This is a genomic window from Streptomyces sp. NPDC005438 (assembly GCF_040606315.1).
Classification (GTDB): domain Bacteria; phylum Actinomycetota; class Actinomycetes; order Streptomycetales; family Streptomycetaceae; genus Streptomyces.
The window spans coordinates 302,264-316,417 of the sequence record NZ_JBEXEP010000008.1 but is presented as its reverse complement, the minus strand read 5'-3'; the positions used below and the strand labels follow the sequence as shown (position 1 = coordinate 316,417).

Below are 14,154 nucleotides of genomic sequence, written 5' to 3'. Positions count from 1 at the left end.
CACCGCGTACCGGCCGGAGCCCGGCCCCGGCCGACGCGCCCCACCACCGGGGCCCACGCTCCGCACAGGGCCCCGCACGCCCGCAGGGAGGGACGCCATGAGCACCACGGTCACCGCGCGGGACACCGCCCGCGCCCTGCTCGACACCCATGGACAGACCTACGCGGCCGAGGCCGGTGTCCGGCTGCGCGACACCCCTCAGCCCCTGTACCAACTGCTGGTGCTGGCCTGCCTGTTGAGCGCCCGTATCCGCGCCTCGGTGGCCGTGGACGCGGCCCACGCCCTGTTCGAGGCCGACCTGCGCACCCCCGGACGGATGCGGGACGCCACCTGGCAGCAGCGGGTCGACGCCCTGGTGGAGGGCCACTACCGCCGTTACGACGAGAGCACCTCCACCACCCTCGGCAAGGGCGCCGACTTCGTCCGTGAGCGGTACGGCGGCGACCTGCGCAAGCTGCGCGAGGAGGCCGACGGCGACGGGCGGCGGATGCGCGAACTGCTCCAGGAGGTTCCCGGACTCGGGCCCACCGGGGCCGACATCTTCCTCCGCGAAGTCCAGGGCCTGTGGACCGAGTTGGAGCCCTGGATCGACCCCAAGGCGGCCCAGGGCGCCGAGCGTCTCGGACTGCCGGCCGAACCGGGCGAGCTGGCCCGCCTCGTCCCCGGCGACCAGCTGGCGGTGTTCGCCGCGGCGCTGGTCCGAGCGGCGCTGGACAGGTCGGTGGTGGACGACGTACGGAAGCGGGTCGGCGCTGACGGGGGCACCGGCTCCTAGGGGTGTCGGTGGATCTGGGGAGACCAGGGAGCGCGTTCTGGTGGCGTGCGCTACGGGACCGAGCAGGGCGGAGGAGGAGTCGACCCCGACCGCCACGGCGACAACACGGCGAGGTGCGGCACGCCCGGCGACACCGCACCCGAGCCTCGCGGTGATCCCCACGACACACCCTGGACCAGTGCGCCTGATGTCCGTGGTGGTCGCGACCGTGGCGAAGGGCGCCCGTTGGTCAGCGTGGGAGGACACCCCCGGACGTCCTTGTGGCCGCACCGGGTGTGTGCGTCGGTGACCATGTGGCGCCTGGTCGCCGGGTCGGGAGGCGACCCCCGAAACCGAACGGACGCTGAGCTCGTGTGCCCGGCTGTCGCTCAGGCACTGCTCGGGTTCCCCTCCACCCGGCACTGGCTCCGCTTCGCGGATGCCCGGCTGGGGCACCTGCTTCCGTCACCTGTCCCAGCGGTCCGCGAAGGCGTACGCGACATCTCCCTCCCTCAGTCGGGTCAGGACGTGGTCGGCCACCTTCCGGGCCCCTCGCCGCCGCTCCTTCCGGCCGGCGGCGGTGCCGGCGCGGGACGGCCGAGCAGCCGCCGTGGGCGGGAGCGAAACCCCGGGGCCCACGGTCCCGGGTGGTCCGGCTCAGTCGGGGTCCGTGGTCCCGGGGGGCCGTGGGGCGGAGGGCCAGACGTAGGGTCCGCCGCCCCGCCACTCGAAGACGTCGGTGTTCTCGAAGGCGGTGGCGGCGGCGTTGAGTCCGACGCCGTTCAGCAGGTCCATGACCTCGTAGAGGCTGCCGGCCCGGCCCAGGTCCTCCCCGGCGCAGCGGACCGCGCGTCGTCCGTCGCTGTCGGGCGGGAATACTGTGACAAGTGGTGGCATAGCCACAAACTACTCACAGGCTGACGGCTCCTGCCACCGGCGGAGGCGTCCGGCCCCACCCTCCTCAGTCGGTCTCGACGTGGGCCCCGGGGAGGACGCGGAGGGCCCGGTCGAAGGCCGAGTCCCTGTTCTGGGCGAACTCCCCCTCGGTGAAGACCGGTTCGGTCAGGTGGGGCGGTATGCCGGTGCCGTCGAAGGTGCGCCCGGTCCGGGTCAGGAACTCCTCGTTGGGCAGCATGGCCGCCATCCCGTTGGGGAGCCGGCGGGTCATCACGTCGGAGAAGACACCCTGGGTGGGCTGCCCGATCCGCACGGTGCGGCCGGGGCGGTCCAGGAGGGCCTGGGTGAAGGTCTCCCCGGCGCTGACCGTGGAGCCACCGGTGAGTACGGCGACCGGGCCGGTGTACCGGGGGCCGTCGTGGGGGGTGACCCGCACCGGCTGGGGGCGGGTGTGCCGGGTGGGGTCGTGGGGGTCGTTGCGGGCCCGCTTGGCGTAGGCGAGGTAGGGGGTGTCGGTGAGGCGTCCGGCCAGGTGCACGCCCAGGGCGTCCGAGCCTCCGCCGTGGACCCGCAGGTCGAGGATCAGTCCGTGGGGGCGCCGGCCGTCGTCCGGGTCCAGTACGGCGTCCAACGCCCGGTCCAGGGCGGCCTGTTGGGCGGGGTGGGAGTCGTCCTCCGCGTAGCCGCCGAAGCCCGAGACCCGCAGGTACCCCTGACCGCCGGGCAGGTCGGCGTAGGTGATCCGGCCCCGGGCGAAGTCCCGCACGTTCCGGGCCCCGTCCAGGTCGCGTTCCCGGACGAACCTCCTGACCCGGGCGTCCAGTTCCGGGGTGGGCGGAACCGTTCCGGGCCGGACGCGGGAGAAGACCCGGTCACCGTCCAGGACCGCCACATGGGCGTCGTGCAGGGGGCGCACCATCGCGCTCAGGACCGCGTACAGCCGATCCCTGGACGTGTCCTCACGCACCCGGGGTCGGTACCGCTCACGCACCTGGTGCCAGTCGACGCCCTTGGCGGCGAAGAAGGGGTAGTTCTCCTCGAAGGTCCGCCAGAAGACGTCGAAGGTCGTCCGGGGGTCCTCGGGCACCGTACGTCCGCATTCGGCGGGCAGGGTGGGGAGCCGCCGCAGGTCGCGCCAGCCCACCGAGTCCTCCTCCCGCAGGGTGGCGTGGTCGCGGTCGCCCCGGAGGCGGACGGTCAGGACGGTGCCGTCGGAGGTGGCGTACCGGCCGGGGCCCGTCCCACGTGCCGGGTCCCCCTGGAGGCAGCTGACGTCGGTGGTCTGGTACTGCCGCAGGGTTCCCCCGCGCACGGACAGCACCGTGCCGTAGCCGTCCACCCGCCAGACCCCCTCGACGGGGCCGTCCCCCGGGGTGGGCGCGGCCGGGGTGGTGGCGGCGGTGAGGGAGAGGGCGACGGCGGTGACCGCGATCAGACGCATGGTGCTGCCTTCCGTGGGCGAGGGGGCGGGAGCGGTTCCACGGTCGTCCACGCGGCGGGTACGGACCATCACGCTGGCCGGTCAGTCCGGGGTGGGGGCAGCCCCCGGCCGGCGCCCCGGTGGGGGACGCCGAGCCTCTTCTCCGAGGGCGCCGGAGAGGGACACCGCCACCCGGGCTGGCCCCTGCCCCGGGGGGCCGGCGCTCAGGGGGCGTACCCGTGGCCGGGTGGCCCAGGCCGGGTCCGCCCGCGCCGCCTCAGGCTCACGACGGCGGGACCGCGCCCCTCCGGCGGGCCGCCCAGCCGATGAGGTCGTCGGTGACGAACTCCCCCTCGCCGGGGACGTCCTCGGTGAGCGCCCCCAGGTCGAGCCGGTACACCTCGGCCGACGTACGCCCCAGGGCCGGGGCGAAGTCGGGTCCGGGGGCCCGCATGAGCAGGCCGCCTCCGCCCCCGTCGTCGCCGACCAGGGCCCACCCCGGCGCGTAGTGGGCCACCTCGTGGGTGGTGCCGCGTTCGGCGAGGGAGTGCGGCCCGTACAGCGCCAGCCCGTCCGGGCCGTACAGACCCGGTGTCAGGCGCCAGAGTTCCGCCACCGTGGGGTTGGGTGCCTCGCTCAACCCACCCCGGTGGGCGGCGAGTTCGGCGGCGGCGAGGGGGTCGGGCGGCGGGCCCGGCTGCTCCGCGCACTCCGTCAGCCACCGCTCGCGCAGGGGGCCGGCCGGGTTCAGACGCCGTACGAAGCCTGCGTCGGTGTGGTCCGGCGGCATCGTGCCCGCCTGGAGGAGCACCCCGGCGCGGTCGGGTCCCCGGCCGAACAGCCCGTCCGCGTCCAGCAGGCGCAGGGCCTCCTCCATGGAGGCCAGCCGGAGGTCGTACTCGGCCTCGGCCGTCGCCTCGTCCTCGATCCGGTGCGGTTGCCCCCGCTGGTCGAAGGCGCGCGCCACCTCGCCGTAGTGCTCCCGGTAGCCCCAGACGGCGTACGGGCTGTCGGCGGGGTTCCACGCCTCCAGGCCCAGGCGGCGGTCGCCCTCCAGGGAGCAGGCGGCCAGGTGGGGCGACAGGGCCTCGCCCGTGGTGAGCAGGGCGAACAGGTAGAAACGGTCGGGGTGTTGGCGGCGCAGCGCGGTGACCGCCGCCCGGGTGGCGGTGGCGATCACCCGGCTCAGCTCAGGGTCGGGTACCGGGCGGACCGGCGGTGCGGGCACCGGTTCCGTGCCGTCGGAGAGGACGCGCAGCAGGACCTGGGGGGCGATCCGGTTCGCCTCGGAGGGCGGTTCGTCGCCCAGGCACTCGTGGACCGAGTGGGCGTGGGGACCGAGGGCGTCGAGCACCGCCCGCAGTCGGGCGAGGACCTCCGCCCGGTCGTTGCCGAACAGTTCCACGTCCAGCAGTGGCTGCCCGGTGTCGGTGCGCCGCCGTACCTCGGACAGTCCGAGCCCCAGCGCCCGGTGCAGGGCCATCAGCACGCGGGCGGGTGGGCGTTCGCCCGGTACGACGCTGGCGCGTACCGCGTGCGGGTCCGACCGGACCACGGGACCACCCCCTCTGTTGTTCCGGGACGGGCCCGACGGTAGCGGAGGGGTACGACACCCGGCGGCGGTCGGCCGCCGCCGGGGCGCCCCACCGGGTCACCGGCTCAGGTGAGTTCCTCGGCCACCAGGCCGGCGGTACGGGCCACCAGGGCGTCCTGACCGGGCCCGGCCGGGTCGTGGGTGGTGGACAGTACGGCCAGCACGATCGGGGAGCGCCCGGGCGGCCAGACCACGCCGACGTCGTTGGCGACCCCGTAGGCGTCACCCCCACCGGTCTTGTCGGCCAGCACCCAGTCGTCCGGCAGGCCCTTGCCGAAGCGTTCGCCGTTGGTGGTGTTCTCCACCAGCCAGCGCCTCAACAGCCGGCGGTCGGTGGGTTCCAGGGCGCGCCCGAGCAGCAGGCGGGCGTTGGTGCGGCCGAGGGCGTACGGGGTGGTGGTGTCGGTGGTCCGCCAGGGTTCCGCCGAGTTCAGGTCCGGTTCGTACCGGTCGAGCCGGGTGACCGGATCGCCCAGCGAGCGGCTGAAGCGGGTGACGGCGGTGGGACCTCCGAGTTGCCGCAACAGCAGGTTGGCCGCCCCGTTGTCGCTCTCGGAGACGGCCGCCGCGCACAGTTCGGCGACGGTCAGTCCGTTCGCGAGGTTCTCCTCGCGGCCGGTGACCGGGATGTACCCGGCCGGTTCGACCTCCTCGGCGGTGTAGTGGACGCGGCGCGCCAGGTGGGAGCTGTCGTGGTCGAGGTCGCGCAGCACGGCGGCGGCCGTGAGGGTCTTGAACGTCGAGCACAGGGCGAAGCGTTCGCGGGCGCGGTGGGTCAGGCGCCGCCCAGTGGCGGTGTCGTGGGCGTAGAGGCCCAGCCGGGCGCCGTACTCCTCCTCCAGCGCGGCCAGTCGCCCGGCCAGGCTCCCGCGCCGGGAGGCCGCGTGCGCGGGTGGGCCGGCCAGGGGCCACATCGTGGTGACGGCCGTTCCCGCCACGAGGGTCAACGCCGTCCGCCGGTTCGGACGCGGTCGCGAGTCGCTCACGTGGACCACCTGTCGTCGAGTTGTGTCAGCCCTCCCGAGGAGCGACGCGGTGATCGTCGGACGCGGTTCCCGCACTCGGCGATCCGTACGGGCCCCTGCCGGCGCCCCGGTCGGGTCGGGCCGACCACCCGGCGTGGGGCGGGAGTCGGGCCGGCAGGGGGCGCGGTCAGGGGAAGCGGTAGAGGCTCATCCGGTACTCCTCCACCTGGGGCAGCCGCTGCGGCACCAGGGCGTCGACCATCTGACGGTAGGCGGCCGGCAGGTCCTGGTAGAGCCGCTCGGGCAGCGAGGTCATGGTGTGGGTGTCCAGCAGTTCCAGGCCCTCGTACCAGCCGGCGACCTCGGCCGGGTCGGCACAGGCCCAGCGCATACTCGCCCCCACCTTGCTGAGCACGTCATGCCGCTCCTGGGTGGACACGATCCCCGGCCCGGAGGAGTCCATGGCCAGCAGCGCCCCCGGGAAGCGCCGGGCGAGCGACCGTACGACCTCGCGCACCTCCTCCTCGGGCAGGAAGGCCAACACCGCCTCGGCGCACACCAGGTACGGGCCGGGGCCGTCCACCCGGTCCGGCCAGGTCGGGTCGGTGACGGAGGCGGCGATCATGGTGCGGCGCGGGGTGTCCGGGAGGAAGTCGCGGCGCAGCGCGATGACGTCCGGCAGGTCCAGTTCGTACCAGCGGGCCCGGCCGTTGTCGACGCGCTCGTAGCGGGTGTTCAGCCCGGTACCGATCTCGATCACGGTGCCGGTGGGGTGCTCTGCGAGGAAGTCACGGGTCCACAGGTCGAACAGCAGGGTGCGCATCACGGCCCCGTGCAGGCTCGGCTGTCCGTCGAACTTCTCGTAGTCGTACGCGATGGCCTCGACCATCTCGCGGGCGCGGGGGTCACGCAGGGCGGGGTCGTCCCGGCGGGTCTCCACCGCCCGTGCGTAGAGGGGGATCAGCACCGTCTCCTCGACGGTGCCCGGCTTCAGGGTCTTCTCGGTCATCAGGGGCTCCGGTTCCGTGCGGGAGGTCGGGGTCCGTCGTACGGGGCGGGGTCGACGGGGACCCTTTAATGAAAACGATTGTCACTAATTTTCGACGCCAGGACAACCGGTCGACACACCACGACCCCCGCCCACCCCGGCACACGCCGGAAGCCACGACACCGTGCGGCCCCACCGGCCCGGCCACCCCCAGAACGGGCCACCATCCCGTCCGCTCTCCCAACCCACCCCGGACAGCGCACGGTTGACGCCCCTCGGGGACGCGCCCACCTCAGGCCCGCGCCTCACCACCGGGCGCCCCCCGGACGGTGATCCGCCGACCGGTGACCCTGCGGGGGCGCAGGGTCATGACGGTGCCCCGCCCCTCGCCGGCCCAGGGTCCGAAACGGCCGGCCTCCGACAGCTCACCGGCGACCTCCTCGCCCCCCACGGTGTTCACGGTGTTCACCGGACCCACCACGAGCACGCTCCAGCCCTGACTGAAGGCCTCGTCCAGGCGGTCCACCTCGAACGGGATCTCGGTACCGGACGCGGCGGCCAGCGCCGAGTCCGCGGCGGTCATGAACACCAGCCGCCCCTGGTGGACGCGGTAGTTGACCGGCCAGATGGCCGGCCCGTCAGCGGTGGTGACGGCGACGCGCCCCACCCCGTGGTCGTCGAGGAGGCGCCAGCACTCCTCCACGTCGAGCGGGCTCAGCCGCGCGTCCCGTCCGGCTCCGGCCCCTCCCACCGGGAGGTCGGCGCGGTAGCCGGTGAGGTCCTGGACGCTGGTGTCGAGCGCGTGGGCCAGCCGCACCAGGAACCCCCCGGAGGGGACGGCGGGCTGCTCCTCCAGGTAGGCGATGTAGGAGGTCGCGGCACCGGTCCGTCCGGCGACCTCCTCGCGGGACAGCCCCAGCCCCTCCCGTCGCGCGGCGGCCCGCCGCCCGATGTCGCTCATCGGATGGCGACCGGAACCGTTGCTCATCGCGGCCCCTCCCTCCACACCCGGCGCGGACGCCGTACGGGCGACGCCCACCGACCCCCTCCAGTCCAGAACGGGCCGGACCGGCTCGCAACCCGGGGCCCGGGGCCCGGGGCGACGCCCCCTGAGGAGCGGAGCGGGCGACCCGGCCGGCGACCAGAGGCAGAGAGACCCGGGGGCAAGCCCCCGGCGGTGGATCACCGCCCGACAGGATGCCCCGTTTTGTCAGTGCGCAAAGTTTTCCCCACTGGCTTATTGACGGCGACACGAAAGCCCTCTTAGCGTTCCGCCCATGGGAACGACGTTCCGCTAGTTGGAACATTCCCGCGGGTTCTGGGTGTGCAGTCGCCGGGAGGCTCCGTGGATAAGTCCGGTATATCAGCCGTAAGTTCGCCCTACAGACTCGGAAGCGTCGAGCTGCGTAATCGCGTCTTCGTTCCGGGTCACACCACCAATTTCGGCCATGCCAACGAGCCGACCGAACGGCACGCCCACTACCACGCCGAGCGGGCTCGCGGCGGCGCCGGACTGATCATCACCGAGGCCGTACGGGTCCACCCCACCAGCGCCGGACGGCACATCAGCCTCGGCTGCTTCGACGACGACTGCGTACCGGCCTACGCCCGCGTGGTGGACGCCGTACGGGCCGAAGGGGCCCGGATGTTCGCGCAGTTGATGCACGCCGGACGGCAGGCCTCGGGTGACGCGACACGTACCGCCTCCTGGTCGCCGGGCACCGAGCCCTGGTCCGGCGGCGCCCAGACCCCGCACGCGATGAGCCACCGCGACCTGGAGGTGACGGTCGCCGCGTTCGGGGCGGCGGCTCGCCGGATGGCGCGGGCCGGCTTCGACGGCGTCGAGGTGCACCTGGGACACGGCCACCTGCTCCAACAGTTCCTGTCCCCCTTCACCAACCACCGCACCGACCGCTGGGGCGGGACGCCGGAGAAGCGGCTGCGCCTGACCCGGGAGGTCCTCCGACGCGTACGGGACCAGGCCCCCGAACTGCCCCTGGGGGTACGGGTCAGCGCCGACGAGTTCCTGGCCGGCGGGCTGCGGCCACCGGACGTACTGGAGATCGTCGGGCGGCTGCGGGAGGACTTTCCGCTGGCGTACGTGCACGTCAGCCACTCCGCCTACCACGGCAGCGCGTCCCTGGCGACGCAGATGGCCGACATGAGCTTCCCGCACGCGCCCTTCCGTCACCACGCCGCGCTGTTCAAGCGGGAACACCCCGACCTGCCGGTGCTCGCGGTCTGCCGGCTGGACAGCCTCACCGAGGCCGCCGAGCTGGTGGCCGCCGGCGAGGCCGACCTGGTGGGGCTGGCCCGGCCGCACATCGCCGACCCCCACCTGGTCCGCAAGACCCTCGAAGGGCGGGCCGACGAGGTCCACTCCTGCCTGGCCTGCAACCAGGGCTGTGTCGGACGGCTGGAGGTCAGCCTGCCGATCTCCTGCGTGGTCAACCCCGAGGTGGGCGCCGAGCGGGAGTGGAACGCCGTACGGGCCGCCGGACCCGTACCCCGCCGCCAGGTGGGGGTGGTCGGAGCCGGCCCGGCCGGGCTGGCCGCCGCGATCGCCGCCCGGGAGGCGGGACACCAGGTGACCGTGCTGGAGGCCGGGGAGACCTGGGGCGGGCAGGTGAACGACGCCGCCGCCGTGCCGGGCCGCTCACGGCTGGCCCTGCTGGTGGCCGAGCAGTACCGCGCCGCCGTACGGGCCGGGGTGCGGTTCCGGTTCGGCCGGGCCGTCACCGCCGCCGACCTGGTGGCGGGCGGACGCTGGGACGGCTTCGACGCGGTGGTGGTCGCCACCGGGTCGCGCCCCGTACGCCGTGAACTGCCGGACGGCCCACCGGTGTTCGACGTCCGGGCGGCGGCCCGGGGGCTGGCCGCGCGGCCACCGGAGCTGTACGGCTCCGTGGTCGTCCGTGACGACCGGGGCGGCTGGGAGGCCGCCTCGCTGGCCGAACACCTGGCCAGGCAGGGGGCGCTGGTCCACCTGGTGACCCCGCTGGCGGGCCTGTTCCCGCAGATCACCACCTACTCCCGGCTCGGGCTCACCGCCCGACTCGGCGAACTCGGCGTCCGCGCCCACCTGTTGCGTGAGGTGGCCGGATCGTCCGGGCGGACGGTCCTGTTGCGCGACACCCTCAACGGCCGGCACGAGTCCCTGACCGGGATCACCGCCGTGGTGGACGTCGCCCGACCGGACGCGGCCGACGAGCTGTACCGCGCGCTGGACCACGAGGACGGCGCACCCACCGTGCTGGTCGCCGGGGACGCCAACGCCCCCCGGTCCCTGTTGGAAGCCGTCTACGAGGGCCGGATGACCGGCGCCTTCCTGACCGAGAACACCCACGCGGCCACCCTGCTCCAGGCCGCCGCCCCGTCCCGTACCGCCGCGTCGCGCTGACCTGGTTCACGCCACGCGCCCTCGACCCCACCGACCCCGCGACCCCTACGAACCCGCCGCCCACGCACCGCCGTGGCGGCCCGCCCGCACCGCCCGGCGTCCACACCGTCATCCCACGGTCCCGGACCACACGCCGTCACCGCGCACACCCCGCCCGGTGGCCCGGCGTCGCACCCCCTCGCAAGCCACCGCGCCCGCCAGGCCCCGCGCCGTCGGGTCGGCGACCCGTCGGTACGGCCCCTCCGCGCCGTACCGCCGTGTGCGCCAGCCCCCGGGCCGGACAGCCCCCTCCCCGCACCCCTCCCGCACCACGAGCTGAGGAAGCATCACATGATCGACATCGAGGACCAGTTGACGCTGGACGAGAGGTCAGCCGTCGACTTCATCCTGGCCCTGCGCAAGAAGTGGGCGGGCCAGGTCTACCCCGCGCTGGTCGAGGAGTACGCCGAGACCGGTGACCCCGCCGACACCGTCGAGGGCGCCGGCGTACGGCTGCGCGGGCTCCCCCTCTACCCCTGGTTCAGCCACCTGGAGCGGGTGCAGCAGAAGATGCTGTGGAAGACCGCCGGCGACGCGGTCTTCCAGCGCCGCGACCGGCTGCTGGCCCAGCTGGACACCCCGTCCGACGGGCGGCTGGGTTCGCTGGAGCTCAACTCCACGCTCGAACTGCCCGCCTGGTACACCGACTTCGACATCCACATCCAGCCCGGCGGCTTCCACTCCGACGACCTGTCGGCCTACGTCTACGAGTTCGGCGCCCGCATCGTGATGCTGCGGGACAACGACGGCTACAAGTTCCACAAGCTGTTCGCCGAGACGGCGCTGCCCGAGAAGGCCGACGCCTCCCGGGTGGTCGACATCGGCTGCGGCTTCGGCAAGAGCACCCGCCCGCTGGCGTACCGCTACCCGGACGCCGAGGTCATCGGCCTGGACCTGGCCGCCCCCGGGCTGCGGCTGGCACACGCCGAGGCCGAGGACGAGGAGGTGGCGATCCGCTACCTCCAGGCCGACGGCCGGGACACCGGCCTGGAGAGCGGCTCGTGCGACGTGGTCACCGGCACCATGGTGCTGCACGAGATGCCCGCCGAAGCGGTCCGCCAGACCCTCCACGAGGCCGCGCGACTGCTGCGGCCGGGCGGGGCGCTGCGGTTCCTGGAGTTCCAGCCGACCGGCGACCCCTTCCGGGACGCCACCATCTTCGAGCACGCCGAACGCAACAACGAGCCCTTCTTCCACGACCTGTTCGGTTCGGACCTGACGGCCATGTGCGCCGAGGCCGGGCTCACCGCCGCGACCTGGCGCCCCTTCGACGAACGCAGGGACGGCGTGCGCGAGGACGGCTGGGGCGACCGACGTGAATGGCACTTTCCCTGGGCGGTCCTCTCCGCCGAGAAGCCGGAGGAATCATGAGCGACGAGTTCGACTACTTCGACGACCCGAGGATCGGCCGGCTGCTGGACCTGGTGCTCCAGCTCAGCACCGAGGTCCACGTGGTGAACCAGCGGCTGCGGGCCACCGAGGCCCTGCTGGTACGGCAGGGCGTGCTGGCCGACGGTGAACTGGACGACTTCACCCCCGACCCCAAGGAACGGCGGGTCCTGGACAACCAACGGGAGGCGCTCACCGGCCGGTTGGCGGCCATCCTCTCCGAGTCCGGCCCGGCCGAGCACCCCCTGCGGGAGCAGTGGACCGCCCGCTTCACCGGCGAGGCCGCCTGATGGGCGCGCCACCGGCTGACTGCGCGGTGCTGGTCGACCGCTACCTCCGGCTGTGCGAGGAGCGCGAACTGACCGAGGCCCAGCGGCTGTTGGCGCCCGACGCCGTACTGGTCTTCCCCGGCGGGCGCCGCCACGACTCGCTGACGGCGATGGCCCGGGAGGCGGCCGGAACGTACCGCTGGGTCCGCAAGCACCGCGACCGGTACTTCCAGGCGCCCCTCGACGACGGTACGGCGGTCACCTCGCTCGGCACCCTGTACGGCGAGGACCTCGAAGGCCACCCCTTCGAAGGGGTCCGGTACGTCGACGTCTTCGTCGTCCGGGACGGCCGCATCCACGAACAGCACGTCTACAACGACCTCGCCCTCGCCGGACTCCCGGGCGCTCCGGTCGCCAGTGACTCACCCTCCCGAACGAGGTGTCGGACATGAAACGCACACGCACACTGAGCGTCCTGCTGCTGACGGTGCTCGGACTGACCGGCGTCACCGCCTGCGGCTCGGACGGCGCCTCCCGTGCCGGAGAGGGCGGCAGCGACTCGGTGGAGTTCTCCATCGCGTCCGCGGTGCTCGGCCCCAAGGAGGAGGTGGCCACCTACGCGGTCGGCAAGGAGGAGGGCTTCCTCAACGACGCGCGGCTGAAGGTCTCCACCAGCAACGCCGACGGTTCGGTCGCCGCCCTCCAGGCCGTGGCCTCCGGCAGCGCCGACATCACCGCCGCCGACCTGGGCGCGGTGATGGCCGCCCGGGAGAAGGGCGTACCGGTGAAGGCGGTCGGTGGCCTGGTGCAGAACTGGCCCTGGCGGATGGCCGTGCCCCCGGGCAGTGACATCAAGAAGGCCAAGGACCTCAAGGGCAGCAAGATCGGGGTGATCTCGCTGGCCTCCGGCTCCGCGATGTACGCCCGTGCCTACGCGCGCAACGCGGGGCTGGACCCCGAACGGGACGTGGAGCTGCTGCCGGTGGGCGTCGGCGCCCAGGCCGCCGCCGCGCTCAAGGACAAGAAGGTCGACGCGCTGGCCCTCTACACCCAGGCGTACACCTCCATCGAGAACACCGGCACCGACTTCCGCTACCTGAAGAACCCCGACATGTTCGAGGGCATCCGCTCCATCACCTTCGCGGTGCGCGAGGACACCATCGCCAAGAAGCGGGACGTGCTGACCCGGTACCTGCGCGCCTCGTACCAGTCGATGCTGTTCTCCGCGGTGAACCCCGAGGCCGCCATGCGCGACGGCTACGGCGCCTTCCCCCAGATCCTCGCCGGCAAGAAGGCCGCCGACCGCCTCTCGGACGACACCAAGGTCTTCCAGGCGTGGATGGACACCGCCACCCCCACCAGCGGCAAGCCGGCCGAGTTCGGCGACTGGGGCGCCATCAGCGACCGGGAGTGGACCAAGACGGTCGCCTACACCAAGGAGTCCGGCCAGATCAAGAAGGACGTCAAGCGTGCGGACGCCTGGGACGGAAGCCTGCTGAAGAAGGCCAACGACTTCGACGCCAAGGACGTCGTCGCCCAGGCCCGGAAGGCCGCCAAGTAGCCCCACTGACCCCGTGACACCCAGCAAAGGACCCAGCATGGCCATGAGGACGCTAGGGCGACGGCCTGCCGCCGAGACACGGAAGGGCGCCGACGAGGACGCGTGGATCGACGTCGCCGGCCTGGAGAAGACCTACACCCCCCGCCGGTCCGAGCCGACCACGGCGTTGAAGGGCATCGACTTCCGCGTACGGCGCGGGGAGTTCGTCTCCGTCGTCGGCCCGTCCGGCTGCGGCAAGACGACACTGCTCAAGATCCTCGCCGGGCTCATCCCGCACAGCTCCGGCCAGGTGCGGGTGTCCGGCCGGGAGGTCGCCGGACCGATGCCGGAGATCGGCATGGTCTTCCAGGAGGCGACGCTGCTGCCCTGGCGGACCATCCTGCAGAACGTGATGGTCCCGGTGGAGGTCCAGGGACTGGACCGGGGCACCCACCGTGAGCGGGCCCGGGAGTTGCTGACGATGGTCGGGCTGGACGGCTTCGAGGAGAAGTACCCCTCGGAGCTGAGCGGCGGGATGCAGCAGCGCGCCGGCATCTGTCGGGCCCTGGTGCACGACCCGGCGGTGCTGCTGATGGACGAGCCCTTCGGCGCGCTGGACGCGATGACGCGCGAGTACATGAACGTCGAGCTGTTGCGGATCTGGCGGCAGAGCGGCCAGACCATCGCGCTCGTCACCCACTCCATCCCCGAGGCGGTGTTCCTGTCCGACCGGGTCATCGTGCTCACCCCCCGGCCCGGTCAGATCGCCGAGATCATCGACATCGAGCTGGACCGCCCACGTGACCTGGGCGTGATGGCCTCCGACCGCGCCGGGGTCTACGTCGACCGCATCCGCCGGTACTTCAACGCCGCCGGCGTCATGGACTGAGGAGGCCCGT

At 73.3% G+C, this 14,154-nt stretch carries 13 protein-coding genes; 7 read left to right on the top strand and 6 right to left on the bottom strand.

What is annotated here, in order from left to right:
• Nucleotides 1-97: 97 nt before the first annotated feature.
• Complete coding sequence (locus tag ABZT14_RS19005) at nucleotides 98-775, top strand: endonuclease (protein WP_356303926.1); 678 nt, start codon at nucleotides 98-100, stop codon at nucleotides 773-775.
• A 636-nt stretch (nucleotides 776-1,411) separates the two neighbouring features.
• On the opposite strand, the gene ABZT14_RS19000 is transcribed toward ABZT14_RS19005, so the two are convergent.
• The 6 genes from ABZT14_RS19000 to ABZT14_RS18975 form a co-directional block, all read right to left on the bottom strand.
• Nucleotides 1,412-1,651, bottom strand: a complete 240-nt coding sequence (locus ABZT14_RS19000; RefSeq protein ID WP_356303923.1) for a hypothetical protein — start codon at nucleotides 1,649-1,651, stop codon at nucleotides 1,412-1,414.
• Between the two features lie 64 nt (nucleotides 1,652-1,715).
• On the bottom strand, nucleotides 1,716-3,092 hold the full coding sequence (locus tag ABZT14_RS18995) for a S41 family peptidase (RefSeq protein WP_356303920.1): 1,377 nt from the start codon (nucleotides 3,090-3,092) through the stop codon (nucleotides 1,716-1,718).
• A 262-nt stretch (nucleotides 3,093-3,354) separates the two neighbouring features.
• On the bottom strand, nucleotides 3,355-4,626 hold the full coding sequence (locus ABZT14_RS18990; protein WP_356303917.1) for a DUF4303 domain-containing protein: 1,272 nt from the start codon (nucleotides 4,624-4,626) through the stop codon (nucleotides 3,355-3,357).
• A gap of 104 nt (nucleotides 4,627-4,730) precedes the next feature.
• Nucleotides 4,731-5,660 (bottom strand): class A beta-lactamase, encoded by a 930-nt coding sequence (gene bla / locus ABZT14_RS18985; RefSeq protein ID WP_356303913.1) that lies wholly within the window; start codon nucleotides 5,658-5,660, stop codon nucleotides 4,731-4,733.
• Between the two features lie 157 nt (nucleotides 5,661-5,817).
• Nucleotides 5,818-6,639 carry a class I SAM-dependent methyltransferase gene (locus ABZT14_RS18980; protein ID WP_356303910.1) on the bottom strand — a complete coding sequence of 274 codons (822 nt, stop codon included), beginning with the start codon at nucleotides 6,637-6,639 and terminating at the stop codon, nucleotides 5,818-5,820.
• Between the two features lie 271 nt (nucleotides 6,640-6,910).
• Nucleotides 6,911-7,606, bottom strand: coding sequence for a pyridoxamine 5'-phosphate oxidase family protein (locus ABZT14_RS18975; protein WP_356303907.1), 696 nt, complete (start codon nucleotides 7,604-7,606; stop codon nucleotides 6,911-6,913).
• A 357-nt stretch (nucleotides 7,607-7,963) separates the two neighbouring features.
• On the opposite strand from ABZT14_RS18975, the gene ABZT14_RS18970 reads away from it, so the two are divergent.
• The 6 genes from ABZT14_RS18970 (at nucleotide 7,964) to ABZT14_RS18945 (ending at nucleotide 14,144) form a co-directional block, all read left to right on the top strand.
• Nucleotides 7,964-10,018, top strand: coding sequence for an FAD-dependent oxidoreductase (locus ABZT14_RS18970; protein ID WP_356303904.1), 2,055 nt, complete (start codon nucleotides 7,964-7,966; stop codon nucleotides 10,016-10,018).
• A 330-nt stretch (nucleotides 10,019-10,348) separates the two neighbouring features.
• On the top strand, nucleotides 10,349-11,428 hold the full coding sequence (locus ABZT14_RS18965; RefSeq protein WP_356303901.1) for a class I SAM-dependent methyltransferase: 1,080 nt from the start codon (nucleotides 10,349-10,351) through the stop codon (nucleotides 11,426-11,428).
• Entirely contained in the window at nucleotides 11,425-11,736 is a 312-nt protein-coding gene (locus ABZT14_RS18960) for a hypothetical protein (RefSeq protein ID WP_356303898.1), read from the top strand. Before ABZT14_RS18965 ends, ABZT14_RS18960 begins: the two co-directional genes overlap by 4 nt.
• On the top strand, nucleotides 11,736-12,167 hold the full coding sequence (locus ABZT14_RS18955) for a nuclear transport factor 2 family protein (RefSeq protein WP_356303895.1): 432 nt from the start codon (nucleotides 11,736-11,738) through the stop codon (nucleotides 12,165-12,167). The genes ABZT14_RS18960 and ABZT14_RS18955 overlap by 1 nt, the downstream gene beginning before the upstream one ends.
• Nucleotides 12,164-13,276, top strand: coding sequence for an ABC transporter substrate-binding protein (locus ABZT14_RS18950; RefSeq protein WP_356303892.1), 1,113 nt, complete (start codon nucleotides 12,164-12,166; stop codon nucleotides 13,274-13,276). Before ABZT14_RS18955 ends, ABZT14_RS18950 begins: the two co-directional genes overlap by 4 nt.
• A gap of 37 nt (nucleotides 13,277-13,313) precedes the next feature.
• A complete protein-coding gene (locus ABZT14_RS18945) occupies nucleotides 13,314-14,144 on the top strand; it encodes an ABC transporter ATP-binding protein (RefSeq protein ID WP_356303889.1) in 831 nt (276 codons plus the stop codon).
• The last annotated feature ends 10 nt before the right edge of the window (nucleotides 14,145-14,154 follow it).

Excerpts from the sequence above, each read along its gene's own strand:
- ABZT14_RS19005 (WP_356303926.1), top strand. The coding sequence starts at position 98 with ATGAGCACCACGGTCACCGCGCGGGACACCGCCCGCGCCCTGCTCGAC.
- ABZT14_RS19000 (WP_356303923.1), bottom strand. The coding sequence starts at position 1,651 with ATGCCACCACTTGTCACAGTATTCCCGCCCGACAGCGACGGACGACGC.
- ABZT14_RS18995 (WP_356303920.1), bottom strand. The coding sequence starts at position 3,092 with ATGCGTCTGATCGCGGTCACCGCCGTCGCCCTCTCCCTCACCGCCGCC.
- ABZT14_RS18980 (WP_356303910.1), bottom strand. The coding sequence starts at position 6,639 with ATGACCGAGAAGACCCTGAAGCCGGGCACCGTCGAGGAGACGGTGCTG.
- ABZT14_RS18975 (WP_356303907.1), bottom strand. The coding sequence starts at position 7,606 with ATGAGCAACGGTTCCGGTCGCCATCCGATGAGCGACATCGGGCGGCGG.
- ABZT14_RS18965 (WP_356303901.1), top strand. The coding sequence starts at position 10,349 with ATGATCGACATCGAGGACCAGTTGACGCTGGACGAGAGGTCAGCCGTC.
- ABZT14_RS18960 (WP_356303898.1), top strand. The coding sequence starts at position 11,425 with ATGAGCGACGAGTTCGACTACTTCGACGACCCGAGGATCGGCCGGCTG.
- ABZT14_RS18955 (WP_356303895.1), top strand. The coding sequence starts at position 11,736 with ATGGGCGCGCCACCGGCTGACTGCGCGGTGCTGGTCGACCGCTACCTC.
- ABZT14_RS18950 (WP_356303892.1), top strand. The coding sequence starts at position 12,164 with ATGAAACGCACACGCACACTGAGCGTCCTGCTGCTGACGGTGCTCGGA.
- ABZT14_RS18945 (WP_356303889.1), top strand. The coding sequence starts at position 13,314 with ATGGCCATGAGGACGCTAGGGCGACGGCCTGCCGCCGAGACACGGAAG.